Raw genomic sequence first — 15814 nt, 5'->3', positions numbered from 1 at the left:
CGGAACTGCGGTGGATGAGTGAGCAGGTGCAGCATGCCGCCACAACGCCGCCCTTTTGCTTTGCTGCCAGCGTGCTAAGCTGGCCGCCTGACGCCGCGCGAGGGACGGGCGAGGGGGCGGGAATGCACCGGTTTCTGCTGCTCGGTTTCCTCATGCTTCCCACGCAGGCCGGGGCGCTCGACCTCGCCGGCCGCTATGGCTTCGCCGGGGAGTGGGAGGTCAGCGCCACGCTCATCGAGGCCGCCCCCGGCTCCTGGCGCTCGCGCGATTTCTCAGGCCCGCTCCGCATGAAGCACCTGGCGATGTGCGGGCCGGGCGAGGTCTCGGAGAAATCCGGCGCGCTCAAGCTGAGCCGCCTCGGCCGTACCCGCTATTCCGCGAGCCTCACGCTCGGCGGCGAGGAGTGCAGCGTCTCCGGCACGCTGTCGCAGGACGAGGTCGCCTTCGCCCGCTGCGGCGCGCAGGGGCAGATCCCGCTGCGGCTGTGGGTGAAGTGACGATCGGCTTCGAGCACCAGGCGTCTCTACGCTGTCTCCGCGGGTGTATTCCCGGCTGCGTAGAAAGGGCTAACCCATGCTGGTAACGACAAAGGCCCTGGTGGAGCGGGCCATGCAGCTGGACCTCGCCTATGCCATACAGCGCATGGGGCTGATCGCGGCGCGGCCGGGCAATCCTTTTGGGATCGCCATTCAGGACTTCGGGCAGGCGACCGCGCTGGCCGCTTCGCAACTGCCATCGCCGCGCTTCAACCGGCTGGTTGGACTGACACCGGACGAGGCGCTCCTGCTGCCCGATATCCTCGCCTGGTTCGCAGCCCAAGGCGTCTCGCCGCGCATCGAGATCAGGCCGGGCAGTCTGGACGCGGCCCTGGCCGATGCCTTGGCTCGCGCCGGCTTCCGGCAGACAGGGTTCCATGCCTCGCTGGTCGCGCAAACCACGGCGACGCCAGCGCTAGATGACGTTATCCGTCCCGTCGAGACGCCGGCAATAATGGACGAGTTCCTCGACACTTATCTTGCCGGTTGGGGCTTCCCGTCCGCAATTCATGAAGGCGCGAAAGGCAATATGCGTGGCTGGCTCGGCCTTCCCGGTTGGCACCTTTATCTGGCCCAGATCGATGGCCGGCCGGCAGCGACGGCAATCCTCTTCCTGGATGGGGAGGTCGGCTATCTCGCTGATGCATGCGTTCATCCGGCTTACCGCGGTCGCCGCCTGCACGCCGCCCTGCTGGCGCATCGCCAGAATGAGGCTGTGCGGTTAGGTGCTGGGTTGCTGTGCGGCCAAGCGGATTTCGCTTCAACGAGCCACCGGAACATGGAACGTTCCGGTCTTCGCCTTCTGCACACCCAGTCGGAATGGTTGGCGAAATGATGTCGGCTCAGGACGGCGCCCGAAGTTGGCTTGTCCACGCGCCCTGGATTCGGCATTAGGGGCTAAGGCGTCGCTTCTCTACGGGGACAACCTTCCGACTTATCCCCGCCACCCAAACCGCCCGTATTCTCCCCTCGCTCCGCCCGACCAAGGGGGCTGTCGCGAGGCATCGTGCGGCCGGGCGGGGTGCGGTTTTCGCAAGGTCGTGCCGTTGCGGGCATGGACGGCGGAGGTGCTGGAGGGCCGCCGGGCAGGTGGCTCAAGCTGCTTGGTCCCTGAGTCGGGATAAAGAAGGCCGCCAGCGCATCAAACAGCCGCGCGCGCGGGGTCGGTGTGGCCGTACTTGGCGGTGACATCGACACTTCCATCGACATCGACAAGGCGCGCGCACCGTCGAGGCGCGCTGCCGCATCCGGCCCCGCGCATCCCCCTGGATACGCCCAAGCCCGAAGCCCCGCGGCGAAAGCCGGCGGGGGCTTCGGTGCGCGCCCGCCTCGTCACCCCGACTGGCCTCTCCCGTCATGCTCGGGCTTGTCCCGAGCACCCACGTCTTCGCCTGCGATGAACGTCCCAAGACGTGGATGGTCGCCACAAGGGCGACCATGACGGCGGGGGCGGTGCCCTTCCTCAAATGAACTCCCCAAAGCCCTTCAGATACTTCATCCCGGTATCGCACATCACCGTCACGATGGTCGCTCCCGCTCCCATTTCGCCCGCAAGCCGCAGCGCCGCGACGACGTTCGCCCCGGTCGAGGTGCCGCAGAACAGGCCCTCCTCGCGGGCGAGCCGGAGCGCCATCGCCCGCGCCTCCTCGGTCGAGACCCTTTCGATCCGGTCGGCCACGCCCGTCTGCCAGAGCGGCACGACGAAGCCCGCCCCGATCCCGTCGATCTTATGCGCGCCTGACGAGCCGCCCGAGAGCACGGCCGATTCCGCCGGCTCGACCGCGACGATGCGGATCTGGCCGTCATGCTGGCGCAGCCTCTCGCCCGTGCCGCGCAAGGAGGCGGCGGTGCCGACGCTCTGGACGAAGGCGTCGACCTTGCCCTCGGTCTGCCGCCGGATCTCGTCGCCGAGCCGGTGATAGGCGGCGAGCTGGTCGTGGTTCTTGAGCTGGTCGGTCCAGAAGGCTCCGGTCTCCTCGGCGATGACGCGGGCGGCCTCGATCATGTCGCGCGTCAGCTTTTCGGTCTGCCCCCCACTCTCGCTCTTGATGACCTGAAGAGTCGCTCCGAGCAGCCGCATATGGTCGAGCTTCTCCTTCGCGAAGGCGTCGGAGGAGACGATGTGGAGCGGATGGCCCTTCACCGCGCAGACCAGCGCGAGCGAGACGCCGGTGCTGCCGCCGGTATATTCGACCACCGCGCCGCCGGGCTTCAGCCTGCCGTCGGCCTCGGCCGCCTCGATCATCGCGAGTGCCTGGCGGTCCTTCATGCTGCCGGTCGGGTTCGCGCTTTCGAGCTTGAGCAGGATGCGCGCGCCATTGGCGGGCACGATCTTGCGCAGCGGCAGGAGCGCTGTGTTGCCGATGCGGTCGAGGATGGTTGGAAGCGTCTCGGTCATGCTGGCCTGTCCCGGTTTCGGTGCAGGGCTTATGGGCCGGGCAGGGGGCTTCGTGGGGTACGGAATCAGGACCGCTTCATTCCATCCTGGCGCCGCGCTCGGCCAGCAGCTCGCGCAGGATCGAGCGATGGCAGCGCGTCTCGTCCTCGCAATAGCAGCCGACCGAGAGGTCGCTCTTATGCGAGAGCGTCGCGATCAGGTCGAGCGTCCGGCGCGGCGAGGGCTCCGCCATCTCGGCCTTGAAGGCGCGGGTGAAGGTGTTCCATTCCTTCTCGGTGGTGGCGGTTTGCGCCTGCTTCACCAGCTCGGCGCTGGGCGAGAGGTCCGGGTACCAGACGTCGAACCAGTCATCTGTGGCATAGCGCTCCTTGCGCACCCCGCGCGGCAGCCGCCTGACGGTGCCGATCCGCGTGCCCTCGTCGTGGAGCCGGGGCGTGCCGAGGCGGACGATGCGGAGCGTCATGCGGAAACCTCGTTCGTTCGCGCAGATGCGATATGGGCGAAGAGATAGCGCTCGAACCAGTTTGGGAAGGCCTTCGCCAGCGCGCGCGGCCCCTCGACGCTCAAGCCCAGCCGCTGCGCCTCGACGAAGCCGACATCGCCCCGCCACCACGCCACCAGCGCGGGAAGCCTGGCCCGGACGCAGAGCGGCTCGGGAAAGCCGGGGTTCTGCGTGCAGAAGGAGGCCTCCGTCGGCTTCAGCAGCATGAAGCGGGTCCGGCTGCCCTCGATCTCGAAGCGGATGACGATCGGCTGCTTCGGCACGGCGTCGAAGCGCACCCGCCTTTGCATGTCGAGCAGCAGCGGCTCGATATCGACCGTCTCGTCCTCGGCCTGGCGCCGCAGCCAGCGCTGGCCCCAGGTGCCGAAGGCGCTGACCAGCGCCGCCAGCTCCTGGCCGGCTTCGGTCAGCACGTATTCGGGGCCATGCGCGCCCTCGCTGCGCGTGATCGCGCCGACGAGGACCAGTTCCTGCAACCGCTCGGAAAGCATGGTGCGCGAGATGCGCGGGATGCCGCGCCGGATATCGTTGAAGCGCCGGCTGCCGCAGAGCAGCTCGCGCACCACGAGGAGCGTCCAGCGGCCGCCGAGAACCTCATGCGCCCGCGCCACCGAACAATATTGACCATGAGCCGTCATGGCGCGAGCCTAGCATGCCCGTGCCGTGAGGGCGGTACGGATTCCGGACCGCTCAGCGCTCGCGCCGGAAGACCATGCCGCCATGGTGCAGCACGTCCAGCGAGACGAACTCGCCATCGGCGCTGAAGCCGGTATCGTCGACATAGTCGATATGGCTGCCGGTGACGCTATAGCGGCCCTGATAGGCGCTCCTGCGATTGCCGCGCTGCTCGTCATAGCGCCCGTTCGGCAGCAATTCATGGCGGATATGGCCGTTTTCGGTCACCCACATCCCGACATAAGGGTGCGGCGCGCTCCGCTCGGCCCGGGCTGTCTCGGTCATGGTCTTCTCCTGGGCGATGGCCGGCCCGGCAGCAAGCAGCGCGAGCGCGGCAAGAAGGGGTGGCTGCAGCAAGGAGCGCCTCACGGCTTGGTTCCCGCGGCAGCGCGGCGCTCGGCGAAGAGCGCGCTCAGCGTCTGCGCCGCCTCGATGGCGCGCGGGAAGCCGGCATGGACCGTAGTCAGATGCACGATCTCCTTGAGCTCGGCCTCGGCTACGCCGAGATTGAGCGCGTAGCCGGCATGAACCTTGAGGAAGGGCTGGTTGCCGAGCGCGGCGAAGGCCGAGACGGCCGCAAGCTGGCGGGTGCGATGGTCGAGGCCGGGCCGGCCCCAGACATCCCCGAGCGCGTAGTCGGTGATCGCGTCGGCGAGATCGGGAAAGTCCCGCCGCAACCCTTCGAGCGTCGGCTGCGCCTGGCCCCTGTTGAGGTCGCGGATCACCGCCTCGCCGCGCCGGCGCCGTTCGTCGGCCGATGCTTCGGCGAGCGCCGGCCCGGCACCGAGCGCCACCACGGCGAGCAGAGCCTTGAATGAAACGATTGTTCCGAGAGCCATCGAGTTCCTCCTCCTTCGTTCGGACAGGAGCGACGATGAGGCCGGCGCGGATCCGAGCGGTAGATCGTTCCTGCGCGATGCTTGCACGATCCTCCAGCGATCGTGATTGCGCGGTCGGCGTCTCCGCTTGCTCCGCCCAGCCATCGGCGCGAACCTCGTTCGGTCAGGGAGGATTGCCCGGCAGCAAGCCGCGGCGGCGCAAAGCAAGGACGTCACCGATGAGCATGCGAGATTGGGCCGGGCGCGCAGCCGTGGCCGCGATTCTGTCGTTCGCCACCTTCGCCGCCTCGGCGGCGGACTATCCCGCGCCCAAGCGCGGCACCTGGGTCGCCAAGGATTTCCGCTTCCACACCGGCGAGGTGATGCCCGAGCTCAAGCTCGGCTACGCCACGATCGGCGATCCCTCGGGCGAGCCGGTGGTGATCCTGCACGGCACGGCGGGCTCGGCTGCGAGCATGCTGAACCCGGCCTTTGCCGGCGAGCTGTTCGGGGCCGGCCAGCCGCTCGACGCTGCCAAATATTTCATCATCCTGCCCGACGCGATCGGCACCGGAACCTCGACGAAACCCTCGGATGGGCTCAGGGCGAAGTTCCCGCGCTACAATTACGACGACATGGTCGACGCCCAGTATCGGCTGATCAGCGAGGGGCTCGGCCTCAAGCGCCTGCGCCTCGTACTCGGCAACTCGATGGGCGGCATGCAGACCTGGATGTGGGGCGTGAAGCATCCAGACTTCATGGACGCTCTGGTGCCGATGGCCTCGCAGCCGACGGAGATGTCGAGCCGGAACTGGATGATGCGGCGCATGATTATCGACGCCGTCCGCAACGACCCGGACTGGAAGGGGGGCGAATACACCGTGCAGCCGCCCGCCTTCAGGACCGCAAACGTCTTCTTCGGCATCGCCACCAGCGGCGGCACGCTCGCCTACCAGCAGCAGGCGCCGACCCGCGAGGCGGCCGACAAGCTGCTCGACGAGCGCCTGAACGCGGCCTTCACCGCCGATGCCAACGACTTCCTCTACCAGTGGGATTCCTCGCGCGACTACAACCCCGCGCCCGGCCTGGAGCGGATCAAGGCGCCGCTCCTGGCGATCAACTCAGCCGATGACGAGCGCAACCCGCCCGAGACCGGCACCCTGGAACGCGAGCTGAAGCGGCTGGCCAATGGCAAGCTCCTGCTGATCCCCGCCAGCGCGGAGACGCGCGGCCACGGCACCACCGGAAACGCCAAATTCTGGGGCAAGGACATGGCCGCCTGGCTGGCAGGCGTACCGAAGCGCGCGGCGAGCGGGGACTGAGCGGGGCAGGGTGCGCGAAAAAACGCTGCGACGCAGCGTCAGATTGCGATTGCGCGAAAGCGAAACCGCGCTACTCTCTGCGCCCAGCCATCATTTGGCCAAAGAAAAAAGGGCCACGCCGAAGCGCAGCCCAAGTCTAGGGAGGAAACGCCCAAGGAGGGCGACGCAGCATCTCTGCTGCGGTGCACTTGAAGTAGGGTGTGGCCGTTCGTTCGGCAAGAGGAAAAGGGCAGCAGCGCTGCCCTTTTTTAATGCGTGGTTGGCGATGCGTTGCTGTTTGGTCACAGCCGGCATCAGCCCTGCTGCTGGACCGCCGCCGGATCCATCCACATCACCTCCCAGATATGGCCGTCCAGATCCTGGAAACCATGGGCGTACATGAAGCCGTGATCCTGCGGCTTGTTGTAGGTCGAGCCGCCGGCCGCGACCGCATCCGCGACGATCTTGTCGACCGCCTCGCGGTTCTCGCGCGAGAGCGCGATCAGCACCTCGCTGGTCTGGGTGGCGTCGGCGATGGCCTTGGGCGTGAAGTCCTTGAACTTGGCATGGGTCAGCAGCATCGCGAAGATCGTGTCGCTGATCACCATGCAGGCGGCGGTCTCGTCGGTGAACTGCGCGTTGAAGCTGAATCCGAGCGCCTTGAAGAAGGCCATCGACTTGTCGAGGTCCTTCACCGGCAGGTTGACGAAGATCATTTGGGGCATGGTCGCTCCTTGGGCTTTCTTGGGGGGCTGGAGGGGAGGGGGCCCTGCGGCAGGGTGGTGAAACTAGGAAAGTGCCATCAGGTCCTGCCGCAATCGGTCAGGATCGGAACCGGGTAGCCCGGCCTCGACTGCATCATGCGTGCGCTGCCAGATCGGCACGGCGCTCGCGAGCAGCGCAATTCCCTCCGGGGTAAGCTTGAGCCGGCGGCTGCGCTTATCCCGCGGATCGGGCGTCACGATGACAAGCCCGCGGCGCTCCAGCGGCTTCAGCGCCGCGGTCAGCGTGGTGCGGTCCATGGCGAGCAGGTTGGCGACCGGGCCGAGCGGCGGCGGCTCCGGCCGGTTCAGCGACATCAGCAGAGAGAACTGGCCGTTGGTCAGGGCGAGCGGCCGCAAAGCCTCGTCGAAACGCCGCGCCAGCGCCCGCGCCGCGCGCTGCACATGCAGGCACAGGCAATAATCGCGCACATGCAGGGTCGTCTCGAAGGGAACGGAAAGGGGCTTTGACATCGGAGTTTTATGTTGATATCAACGTATTTAGTCAAGTGGTTAAATACGCCGGCCACGCGGCTGGATCCGCAAGAAGGAGGACGCGTCATGCAACAACATCCCATCGTCTCGCGTGAGGAATGGCTCGCGGCCCGCCAGGCGCTGCTGGCCCATGAAAAGGAGGAGACGCGGCTGCGCGACAAGGTCAGGGCCGCGCGCCAGGCGCTGCCCTGGGTCAAGCTCGGCAAGGACTATGCCTTCGAGACGCCGACCGGGACGCGCAAGCTCGCCGACCTCTTCGACGGCCGCAGCCAGCTCATGATCTACCATTTCATGTTCGGCCCGGACTGGGAGGCCGGCTGCCCCGGCTGCTCCTTCCTCGCCGACCATCTCGACGGCACCTTGCCGCATCTCAACAACCACGACGTCACGCTGGTCGCGGTCTCGCGCGCGCCGCTCGCCAAGATCGAGGCCTATAAGCGCCGCATGGGCTGGGGCTTCCCCTGGGTCTCGTCCTTCGGCAGCGACTTCAACTCCGACTTCCACGTCTCGTTCACGCCGGAAGAGCTGGCGAGCGGCGCGGTGGACTACAATTTCCGCAGGACGCCGTCGGGCGACGCCCATGACGAGTTGCCGGGCCTGAGCGCCTTCATCCGCAACGACGAGGGCGAGGTCTTCCATACCTATTCCGGCTATGCGCGCGGCTCCGAGGACGTGATCGGCACGCTGATGCTCCTCGACCGCGCCCCGCTCGGCCGCAACGAGAGCTCGACCATGAACTTCGTCAAGCGGCATGACGAGTACGAGCAGGCGCCGAAGGCGCATGCCTGCTGCGCTTGAGGGGTGAGCAGCGCCTGGAAGGATAAACGCGGGAGCCCTCTCCTGTAAGGAGAGGGTGGGGTGAGGTGTAGGCCGTTGGACGCTTTTGCTGTGACCTGACCGCAGCGGCAACATACAGATTTTGTTCGAAGGCCGTGGTTGGCAAAGCCGCGGCTCTCGTTCAGCTTCACTGGTGTTCTGGCCGACACCTCACCCTGCCCTCTCCTTACAGGAGAGGGTTCCCCGCGCCTTAAGCTGCAAGGTGGCCTCCATGCTGCTGCTTGACCCCGCCAGAACCCATCTCGTCGTCATCGACGTCCAGGCGCGGCTGATGCCGGCGATCTTCGATGGGGCGCGCGTGCTTGCCAACGCCCGCCGGCTGGTCGCGATCGCCGGGCTGCTCGACATTCCCGTCCTGCTGACCGAGCACAACCCGGCCGGATTGGGCGGCACCGTGCCCGAACTCGCCGATAGCGGCCCGGTCATCGCCAAGATGAGCTTCGATGCCTGCGGCGATCCCGACTTCGTCGCGGCCCTGCCGGATGACGACGAGGAGCTCGTGCTCTGCGGCTGCGAGGCGCATGTCTGCCTCGGACAGACCGCGCTCGGGCTGATGTCGCTCGGCCGGCGCGTCATCGTGGTGCAGGACGCCGTCGGCTCGCGCAGCCCGGAGAGCAAGGCGGTGGCGCTGCGGCGGCTGGAGCGGCACGGCGCCGAGATCGTCACCACCGAGATGGTCGCCTTCGAATGGCTGCGCAGCGCGGAACATCCGCAGTTCCGGGCGGTTCTGAACCTGATCAAGTGACGGGGCGGCCCAGTTTCAACATCATGTCGGCCTAGCTTGCCCGCACTGGGCTTCCCGCGCCCGGCCGACAGAAGGAGACGCTCGATGCTGCGCCGTTCCTTTCTCCAGTTTGGCCTTGCCGGCCTTGCTGCCCCGGCCCTGATCGGCCGGGCCACCGCGACCGCGCCGGACGCCACCGGCACGAAGTTCAATGTCACCTATTTCGACGTGCCGGCGATCAAGGGCGCGCGCGACGTCACCGATGCCGGCGACGGCACGATCTGGGTCTGCGGCCAGCGCAACGGCACGCTCGGCCGTTTCGATCCGCGCTCGGGCCAGCTCAAAATCGTCGAGCTCGGCCACGACGCCGCCCCCCATGGCGTCATTCGCGGTCCTGACGGCGCGGCCTGGGTCACCGAGGGCGGCCAGAACGCCATCGCCCGCGTCGACGACAGGACTCACAAGGTCGACCTCTTCAAGCTGCCGGCCGAGCGCGGCCGCGCCAATCTCAACACCGCGATCTTCGACAAGAACGGCATCCTCTGGTTCACCGGCCAGAACGGCATCATCGGCCGCTTCGACCCAGGAACGGCGAAGCTGGAGATCAAGGACGCGCCGCGCGGGCCGGGCGCCTATGGCATCACGCTGACGCCCTCGGGCGAGGCCTGGTACGCCTCGCTCGCCGGCAACCACATCGCCCAGATCAACACCGGGACCTTCGAGATCACCATGGTCGAGCCGCCGACGCCGGGGCAGGGCGCGCGCCGGGTCTGGTCGGATTCGAAGAACCGGGTCTGGGTCAGCGAATGGAACTCCGGCAATGTCTCGGCCTACGATACGCTGAGCGGCACCTGGAAGACCTGGAAGCTGCCGGGCGACAAGCCGCGCCCCTATTCGGTCTATGTCGACGATGCCGACAAAATCTGGCTGACCGATTTTTCCGCCAACGCGATCGTGCATTTCGATCCGGTCACCGAGGCCTTTACCGGCTTCGCGAGCGACAAGCCCGGCGCCAATGTCCGCCAGATGGATGGCCGCACCGGCGAGGCCTGGGGCGGCGAGAGCGGCAACGACCGGCTCGTCCGCATCCAGACGGTGAAGCAGGCGTGAGACCAGGCTTCGCCGTTGGCGTCGCGCTGCTGCTGAGCCAGCCCGCCATGGCGCAGGATGTGGCGCGCGGCGAAAGACTGTTCGAGACCTGCCGCTCCTGCCACAGCCTCGATTCGGGCAAGGCTGGCATGGCCGGCCCGCATCTCGCCGGACTGAATGGGCGCACCGTCGGCTCGGCTGCCGGCTTCGACTATTCGCCGGCACTGAAGGCAGCCGGAGCGCAGGGCGTGCGCTGGGACGCTGAGCGGCTCGCGGCCTACCTCGCCGATCCCGAGGCGATGTTCCGCGGCAGCTGGATGAGCGCGCCGGGGCTCGGCGACCCAGCCGACCGGGCCGCGCTGGCGGCGTTCCTGATGCAGCCCCGTTGACTAGAGCGGCCGCTTGATCGCCTTGGCGATGACGCCGACGATGCCTTCGCGGAACAGCAGCACGCAGACCACGAAGATGCAGCCCTGCACGACCGTGACCCAGGCGCCGAGGCTGGCGAGGTAGTTCTGCATGGAGACGATGACGAGCGCGCCGGCGATCGGCCCGAACACGGTGCCGAGCCCCCCGACCAGCGTCATCAGCACGACCTCGCCCGACATCGACCAGTGCACGTCGGTCAGCGAGGCCAGCTGGAAGACGATCGCCTTGGTCGCGCCGGCCAGCCCGGCCAACGTCGCAGAGAGCACGAAGACCGCGAGCTTGTACTGGTTGGCGCGATAGCCGAGCGAGATCGCGCGCGGCTCGTTGTCCCGGATCGCCTTGCAGACCTGGCCGAAGGGCGAGTGGATGATGCGGTAGATCAGGAGCAGCCCGGCCATGAAGATGACCGCGACCAGCCAGTACAGCGCCCGGTCGTCGGTGAGGTCGATCAAGCCGAAGAGCTTGCCGCGCGGCACCGCCTGGATGCCGTCCTCGCCGCCGGTGAAGCGCGGTGCCTGCAGCGAGAAGAAATAGACCATCTGGGCCAGCGCCAGCGTGATCATGGCGAAGTAGATGCCCTGCCGGCGGATCGCCAGCGAGCCGAAGACGGCGCCGAGCACGGCCGCGATCGCGGTGCCCGACAGGATCGCGAGTTCGGGCGTCAGGCCCCAGTTCTTGGCGGTGTAGGCCGAGACATAGCTCGCCATGCCGAAATAGGCGGCGTGGCCGAAGGAGAGCAGGCCTCCGTACCCAAGCAGAAGATTGAAGGCGAGCGCGAACAGCGCGAAGCACAAAACCTTCATCACGAAGACGGGATAGGCCACGAAGGGCGCGACCGCGAGCGCGACGGCGAGCCCGATGAAGATCGCGCGGTGCAGCCGCTCGGTGCCCTTGCTGGTCTCGGTGACGGCGAGGCCGGCTGCCGGAGCGTCGGTCGAAATGACGTCTGCCATGGTCAGATCCTCGCAATCTCGAAGGACACCGCGCTCATGCCGTCCTCCCGAACAATCCGGCCGGCTTCACCAGCAGCACCAGCACCATGATGATGAAGATCACCGTGGCCGAGGCCTCCGGGTAGAACACCTTGGTCAGGCCCTCGATCAGCCCGAGCGTGAAGCCGGTGACGATCGCGCCCATGATCGAGCCCATGCCGCCGATCACGACGACGGCGAAGACGGTGATGATCAGGTCGGCGCCCATGTTGGGGTTGACCGAGTAGATCGGCGCCGCCAGCACGCCGGCGAAGGCGGCGAGCGCCACGCCGAAGCCGTAGGTCAGCGTCACCAGCAGCGGCACGTTGATGCCGAAGGCCTGGGTCAGGGTCGGGTTTTCGGTCGCGGCGCGCAGATAGGCGCCGAGCCGGGTCTTCTCGATCATGAACCAGGTCGTCAGGCAGACGACCAGCGAGGCGACGACCACCCAGCCGCGATAGTTCGGCAGGAACATGAAGCCGAGATTCTGGCCGCCCGCGAGCTGCGGCGGGATCTGGTAGGGCAGGCCGGACGAGCCGTACTCGTTGCGGAACAGGCCCTGGATGATCAGTGCTATGCCGAACGTCAGCAGTAATCCGTAGAGATGGTCGGTCTGAGTTTCGCTCGGCGCGAAGGGCCGGCGCCAGGAATAGGCGCTCGAGGCGGCAAGCCCGATTCCAATGGCGATTACGAATTTCACCGCGACGCTCATCTCGCTGAGGCCGCGGGTCAGCGCCACAAAGGCGACGAGTGCCACCGCCACGAAGATGACGCTTCGCGTTTTGTCGGAGCTGTTGAGCTGGGCGATGAAATTGCGTTCGATCAGCACGCCCGTCGCGCCGACGATCAGCGGCGCCAGCAAGAGCGCGACCCAGTAGTTCATCCCGAGATAGTTCAGGCACATCCAGGCGACGAAGGCGCCCATCATGTACTGCGCGCCATGGCTGAAGTTGATGATGTTGAGCAGCCCGAAGATCACCGCCAGCCCGAGGCTGAGGATGGCGTAGAACGAGCCGTTGATCAGGCCGAGCAGGACCTGGCCGAACAGCGCCTGTGGCGGGATTCCGAGAAGCTCGAACATGCGAAGTTCAACTCATCCTGAAAGTCGGGTGGTCGCCTCGAAATTTCGCGGCGTCATCCCGGGCAAGCGCAGCGCAGACCCGGGATGACAGCGGAGGGGACGGCTAGCTCACTTCTTGATGAACGAGCAGCCGCCCTCGCTGAGCGGGCGGAAGGCCTGCTCGGCCGGCAGCACCGCGATCTGCTTGTAGTAGTCCCACGGGCCCTTCGATTCCGACGGCTTCTTGACCTCGAACAGGTACATGTCGTGCAGCTTGCGGCCGTCCTCGCGGACCTTGCCCTTGCCGAAGAGCGGGTCGTCGGTCGGCAGCTCCTTCATCTTGGCCATGACGGTGGCGGAGTCCTTGCTCTTTGTCGCCTCGACCGCCTTGAGATAGTGCAGCAGGCCCGAATAGACGCCGGCCTGGACCATGCTCGGCTTCTTGCCGCCGTTCAGCTTGGCGAAGCGGTCGGACCAGGCGCGGGTCTGGTCGTTCGTGTCCCAGTAGAAGGACTCGGTCAGGACCAGGCCCTGCGCCGTCTGCAGGCCGAGCGCGTTGACGTCGGTGATGAAGACGAGCAGGCCGGCGAGCTTCTGCCCGCCCGCGACGATGCCGAACTCGCCCGCCTGCTTGATCGAGTTGATCGTGTCGCCGCCGGCATTGGCGAGCCCGATCACCTTGGCCTTGGAGGCCTGGGCCTGGAGCAGGAAGGACGAGAAGTCCGTGCCCGGGAACGGCGTCTTGACCGCGCCCAGCACCTTGCCGCCGTTCTTGGTGATGATCGCCGTGGTGTCGCGCTCCAGAGCGTGGCCGAAGGCGTAGTCCGCGGTCAGGAAGAACCAGGTGTCGCCGCCGGCCTTGACCATGGCGCCGCCGGTGCCCTGCGCCAGCGCGTAGGTGTCGTAGGTCCAGTGGATCGTGTTGGGCGAGCAGGCCGAGCCGGTGAGGTCGGAGGCGGCGGCGCCCGAGTTGATGAAGATCTTGTTCTTTTCCTTGGTGATCTGGTTGACCGCGAGCGCGACCGAGGAGGTCGGCACGTCCATGATCACGTCGACGCCGTCCTGGTCGTACCATTGCCGGGCGATGGTCGAGCCGACGTCGGGCTTGTTCTGGTGGTCGGCCGAGACGATGTCGACCTTGATGCCCTTGTCGGCGGCCTTGAAGTCCTCGACCGCCATGCGCGCGGCGATGACCGAGCCTTCGCCCGAAAGGTCGGCGTAGAGGCCGGAGCGGTCGTTGAGCACGCCGACCTTGACGCTGACCTGCGCGAAGGCGGTGCCGCTCATCAGCGCGGCGAAGGCGCCGGCCAGAAGCAGTGACTTGAGTTTCATGGTGTCTCTCCCTGAATGGTCATGTCGTTTTCGACTTGGCTTCAACTGCGAAGACTTGGTTCAAACCCCGAGATAGCCGTGGAGCTTGTCGATGTTCTGGTCGAGCTCGGCATTCGGGATCATGTCGACGACCTTGCCCTGCTCGACCACGTAGTGCCGGTCGGCGACCGTCGCGGCGAAGCGGAAATTCTGCTCCACCAGGATGATGGTGAACCCGTCCTGCTTCAGTTTCGCGATGGTCCGGCCGATCTGGTCGATGATGACCGGGGCGAGCCCCTCGGTCGGCTCGTCGAAGAGCAGCAGGTTCGCGCCGGTGCGCAGGATGCGGCCGATCGCCAGCATCTGCTGCTCGCCGCCGGAGAGCTTGGTGCCCTGGCTGTTGATCCGCTCCTTCAGGTTCGGGAACAGCGTGAAGATCTGCTCGAGCGAGAGCCCGCCCGGCTTCACCACCGGCGGCAGCAGCAGGTTCTCGTGCACGCTGAGCGAGGCGTAGATGCCGCGCTCCTCCGGCACGTAGCCGATGCCGAGCCGGGCGATGGTCCGCGAGGGCAGCGCGATCGTCTCGGTGCCTGCGAGCTTCACCGAGCCCTTGCGCTTGGCCATGATGCCGATGATCGACTTCAGCGTCGTCGTCTTGCCGGCGCCGTTGCGCCCGAGCAGGGTCACGACCTCGCCCGGCGCGACGTCGAAGTCGATGCCGTGCAGCACATGGCTCTCGCCGTACCAGGCCTCGAGCCCGCGCACGGAGAGCAGCGGCGCGGCAGCCGCGGCCGGCACCTTGGCCTGGGTCGCCTCAGTGAGCATTGCCGACTCCCGAGCCGATATAGGCCTCGATCACGCGAGGGTCCTTCGAGACGGTGGCGTAGTCGCCCTCGGCCAGGATCTGCCCGCGCGCCAGCACAGTGATGCGGTCCGACAGCGAGGCGACGACCGACAGGTTGTGCTCGACCATCAGGATGGTGCGGTTCTGCGAGACCTTGCGGATCAGCGCCTCGATGCGCTCGACATCCTCGCGGCCCATGCCGGCCATCGGCTCGTCGAGCAGCATCATCTCGGGGTCGAGCGCCAGCGTGGTGGCGATCTCCAGCGCGCGCTTGCGGCCGTAGGAGAGCTCGACCGCCGGCAGTTCGGCAAACTGCGCCAGGCCGACAGCCTCGACCAGCCGCATCGCCTCGCCGTCGAGCGATGACAGCACGTCCTCGGAGCGCCAGAAGTCGAACGAGTCGCCGCGCTTGCGCTGCAGGGCGATGCGGACGTTCTTCAGCACCGAGAGCTGCGGGAACACCGCCGAGATCTGGAAGGAGCGGACAAGCCCGAGCCGGGCGATCTCGGCCGGCCTCCGGCGGGTGATGTCCTTGCCGTTATAGACGATCGCGCCCCGGGTCGGAGGCAGGAATTTGGTCAAGAGATTGAAGCAGGTCGTCTTTCCCGCCCCGTTCGGGCCGATCAACGCATGGATGCTGCCGCGCCTGACCTTCAGGTCGACGCCGTTGACGGCGGTAAAGCCGCCGAATTCTTTCGTGAGACCTGAGGTTGAAAGAATAATATCCTCAGACATACCACGTATCCATGGCCGTCATCTTGGTCCATTCTTGAGTTGTTCGTTTCCCCTTGCCGCCATGCTGCACCGCGCATATCGCCCATGTCAACGGCGCGGAGGCGGCGCTCTTCCGCACCGGCAATGGCAAAAAAGCCAATTGCGACCAAAGGCGTAAGCCTAATGTCTAGGCGCGCGACAAGCTGGGCGCCGCCGCTCTTTCGCGATCCCCGGCGCCACTGCAGCCTAGCGGGAAATCAGCCGGCTCAGCAAGGCCGCGGTCCCGTCCCGCCACGCGAATCGATTTGCCGCGCGCCGCAAATCGCGTCGGCATCATTCATATGAAGGG

19 protein-coding genes are annotated in these 15814 nt (G+C 66.8%); 7 read left to right on the top strand and 12 right to left on the bottom strand.

What is annotated here, in order from left to right; translation table 11 throughout:
* Positions 1-122: 122 nt before the first annotated feature.
* Together DWF00_RS18410 and DWF00_RS18405 are read left to right on the top strand one after the other, a co-directional pair.
* Positions 123-497 (top strand): hypothetical protein, encoded by a 375-nt coding sequence (locus DWF00_RS18410; protein WP_114829211.1) that lies wholly within the window; start codon positions 123-125, stop codon positions 495-497.
* A 112-nt stretch (positions 498-609) separates the two neighbouring features.
* The gene (locus DWF00_RS18405; protein WP_147283686.1) at positions 610-1371 is read left to right on the top strand and encodes a GNAT family N-acetyltransferase; all 762 of its coding nucleotides are present in this window, start codon (positions 610-612) and stop codon (positions 1369-1371) included.
* A gap of 627 nt (positions 1372-1998) precedes the next feature.
* Here the strand turns inward: DWF00_RS18405 and DWF00_RS18400 are convergent.
* From DWF00_RS18400 to DWF00_RS18380, 5 genes are all read right to left on the bottom strand, one after another.
* On the bottom strand, positions 1999-2934 hold the full coding sequence (locus DWF00_RS18400) for a PLP-dependent cysteine synthase family protein (RefSeq protein WP_114829209.1): 936 nt from the start codon (positions 2932-2934) through the stop codon (positions 1999-2001).
* A gap of 76 nt (positions 2935-3010) precedes the next feature.
* Entirely contained in the window at positions 3011-3397 is a 387-nt protein-coding gene (locus tag DWF00_RS18395) for a DUF488 domain-containing protein (protein WP_114829208.1), read from the bottom strand.
* Complete coding sequence (locus DWF00_RS18390; RefSeq protein WP_114829207.1) at positions 3394-4074, bottom strand: winged helix-turn-helix transcriptional regulator; 681 nt, start codon at positions 4072-4074, stop codon at positions 3394-3396. The genes DWF00_RS18395 and DWF00_RS18390 overlap by 4 nt, the downstream gene beginning before the upstream one ends.
* Before the next feature lie 52 nt (positions 4075-4126).
* A complete protein-coding gene (locus DWF00_RS18385) occupies positions 4127-4468 on the bottom strand; it encodes an Atu4866 domain-containing protein (protein WP_425453141.1) in 342 nt (113 codons plus the stop codon).
* A gap of 8 nt (positions 4469-4476) precedes the next feature.
* Entirely contained in the window at positions 4477-4950 is a 474-nt protein-coding gene (locus tag DWF00_RS18380; protein WP_114829206.1) for a carboxymuconolactone decarboxylase family protein, read from the bottom strand.
* A gap of 218 nt (positions 4951-5168) precedes the next feature.
* Between DWF00_RS18380 and DWF00_RS18375 the strand changes: the two genes are divergently transcribed.
* Positions 5169-6251, top strand: coding sequence for an alpha/beta fold hydrolase (locus tag DWF00_RS18375; protein WP_425453135.1), 1083 nt, complete (start codon positions 5169-5171; stop codon positions 6249-6251).
* Positions 6252-6544: 293 nt separating this feature from the next.
* Here the strand turns inward: DWF00_RS18375 and DWF00_RS18370 are convergent, their stop codons facing one another.
* Together DWF00_RS18370 and DWF00_RS18365 are read right to left on the bottom strand one after the other, a co-directional pair.
* Entirely contained in the window at positions 6545-6955 is a 411-nt protein-coding gene (locus DWF00_RS18370) for a VOC family protein (RefSeq protein ID WP_114829205.1), read from the bottom strand.
* Positions 6956-7018: 63 nt separating this feature from the next.
* Positions 7019-7465 (bottom strand): MarR family winged helix-turn-helix transcriptional regulator, encoded by a 447-nt coding sequence (locus tag DWF00_RS18365; RefSeq protein ID WP_114829204.1) that lies wholly within the window; start codon positions 7463-7465, stop codon positions 7019-7021.
* An 87-nt stretch (positions 7466-7552) separates the two neighbouring features.
* Between DWF00_RS18365 and DWF00_RS18360 the strand changes: the two genes are divergently transcribed.
* The 4 genes from DWF00_RS18360 (at position 7553) to DWF00_RS18345 (ending at position 10525) form a co-directional block, all read left to right on the top strand.
* Positions 7553-8284 (top strand): DUF899 domain-containing protein, encoded by a 732-nt coding sequence (locus DWF00_RS18360; protein ID WP_114829203.1) that lies wholly within the window; start codon positions 7553-7555, stop codon positions 8282-8284.
* A 250-nt stretch (positions 8285-8534) separates the two neighbouring features.
* On the top strand, positions 8535-9068 hold the full coding sequence (locus DWF00_RS18355) for an isochorismatase family protein (protein ID WP_114829314.1): 534 nt from the start codon (positions 8535-8537) through the stop codon (positions 9066-9068).
* An 84-nt stretch (positions 9069-9152) separates the two neighbouring features.
* A complete protein-coding gene (locus DWF00_RS18350) occupies positions 9153-10157 on the top strand; it encodes a Vgb family protein (RefSeq protein WP_114829202.1) in 1005 nt (334 codons plus the stop codon).
* Complete coding sequence (locus DWF00_RS18345) at positions 10154-10525, top strand: c-type cytochrome (protein ID WP_210207883.1); 372 nt, start codon at positions 10154-10156, stop codon at positions 10523-10525. The genes DWF00_RS18350 and DWF00_RS18345 overlap by 4 nt, the downstream gene beginning before the upstream one ends.
* Here DWF00_RS18345 and DWF00_RS18340 read toward each other — a convergent pair whose 3' ends face one another.
* The 5 genes from DWF00_RS18340 to DWF00_RS18315 all read right to left on the bottom strand — a co-directional run bounded on the left by DWF00_RS18340 (position 10526) and on the right by DWF00_RS18315 (position 15486).
* Complete coding sequence (locus tag DWF00_RS18340) at positions 10526-11518, bottom strand: branched-chain amino acid ABC transporter permease (RefSeq protein ID WP_114829201.1); 993 nt, start codon at positions 11516-11518, stop codon at positions 10526-10528.
* Positions 11519-11552: 34 nt separating this feature from the next.
* A complete protein-coding gene (locus DWF00_RS29725; protein WP_210207882.1) occupies positions 11553-12617 on the bottom strand; it encodes a branched-chain amino acid ABC transporter permease in 1065 nt (354 codons plus the stop codon).
* A gap of 108 nt (positions 12618-12725) precedes the next feature.
* Positions 12726-13928 (bottom strand): ABC transporter substrate-binding protein, encoded by a 1203-nt coding sequence (locus DWF00_RS18325; RefSeq protein WP_114829200.1) that lies wholly within the window; start codon positions 13926-13928, stop codon positions 12726-12728.
* Between the two features lie 60 nt (positions 13929-13988).
* On the bottom strand, positions 13989-14732 hold the full coding sequence (locus DWF00_RS18320; RefSeq protein WP_114829199.1) for an ABC transporter ATP-binding protein: 744 nt from the start codon (positions 14730-14732) through the stop codon (positions 13989-13991).
* Positions 14722-15486, bottom strand: coding sequence for an ABC transporter ATP-binding protein (locus DWF00_RS18315; RefSeq protein WP_114829198.1), 765 nt, complete (start codon positions 15484-15486; stop codon positions 14722-14724). The genes DWF00_RS18320 and DWF00_RS18315 overlap by 11 nt, the downstream gene beginning before the upstream one ends.
* Positions 15487-15814: the final 328 nt, after the last annotated feature.

Source organism: Allobosea caraganae, from assembly GCF_003351345.1.
Lineage (GTDB): Bacteria > Pseudomonadota > Alphaproteobacteria > Rhizobiales > Beijerinckiaceae > Allobosea > Allobosea caraganae.
This window is presented reverse-complemented; position numbering and strand designations above follow the sequence as displayed.

Coding starts and splice junctions, on each gene's coding strand:
- DWF00_RS18390 (WP_114829207.1), bottom strand. CDS start 4,074: ATGACGGCTCATGGTCAATATTGTTCGGTGGCGCGGGCGCATGAGGTT.
- DWF00_RS18360 (WP_114829203.1), top strand. CDS start 7,553: ATGCAACAACATCCCATCGTCTCGCGTGAGGAATGGCTCGCGGCCCGC.
- DWF00_RS18340 (WP_114829201.1), bottom strand. CDS start 11,518: ATGGCAGACGTCATTTCGACCGACGCTCCGGCAGCCGGCCTCGCCGTC.
- DWF00_RS18365 (WP_114829204.1), bottom strand. CDS start 7,465: ATGTCAAAGCCCCTTTCCGTTCCCTTCGAGACGACCCTGCATGTGCGC.
- DWF00_RS18350 (WP_114829202.1), top strand. CDS start 9,153: ATGCTGCGCCGTTCCTTTCTCCAGTTTGGCCTTGCCGGCCTTGCTGCC.
- DWF00_RS18320 (WP_114829199.1), bottom strand. CDS start 14,732: ATGCTCACTGAGGCGACCCAGGCCAAGGTGCCGGCCGCGGCTGCCGCG.
- DWF00_RS29725 (WP_210207882.1), bottom strand. CDS start 12,617: ATGTTCGAGCTTCTCGGAATCCCGCCACAGGCGCTGTTCGGCCAGGTC.
- DWF00_RS18325 (WP_114829200.1), bottom strand. CDS start 13,928: ATGAAACTCAAGTCACTGCTTCTGGCCGGCGCCTTCGCCGCGCTGATG.
- DWF00_RS18395 (WP_114829208.1), bottom strand. CDS start 3,397: ATGACGCTCCGCATCGTCCGCCTCGGCACGCCCCGGCTCCACGACGAG.
- DWF00_RS18400 (WP_114829209.1), bottom strand. CDS start 2,934: ATGACCGAGACGCTTCCAACCATCCTCGACCGCATCGGCAACACAGCG.
- DWF00_RS18355 (WP_114829314.1), top strand. CDS start 8,535: ATGCTGCTGCTTGACCCCGCCAGAACCCATCTCGTCGTCATCGACGTC.
- DWF00_RS18370 (WP_114829205.1), bottom strand. CDS start 6,955: ATGCCCCAAATGATCTTCGTCAACCTGCCGGTGAAGGACCTCGACAAG.
- DWF00_RS18405 (WP_147283686.1), top strand. CDS start 610: ATGCAGCTGGACCTCGCCTATGCCATACAGCGCATGGGGCTGATCGCG.
- DWF00_RS18375 (WP_425453135.1), top strand. CDS start 5,169: ATGAGCATGCGAGATTGGGCCGGGCGCGCAGCCGTGGCCGCGATTCTG.
- DWF00_RS18410 (WP_114829211.1), top strand. CDS start 123: ATGCACCGGTTTCTGCTGCTCGGTTTCCTCATGCTTCCCACGCAGGCC.
- DWF00_RS18380 (WP_114829206.1), bottom strand. CDS start 4,950: ATGGCTCTCGGAACAATCGTTTCATTCAAGGCTCTGCTCGCCGTGGTG.
- DWF00_RS18315 (WP_114829198.1), bottom strand. CDS start 15,486: ATGTCTGAGGATATTATTCTTTCAACCTCAGGTCTCACGAAAGAATTC.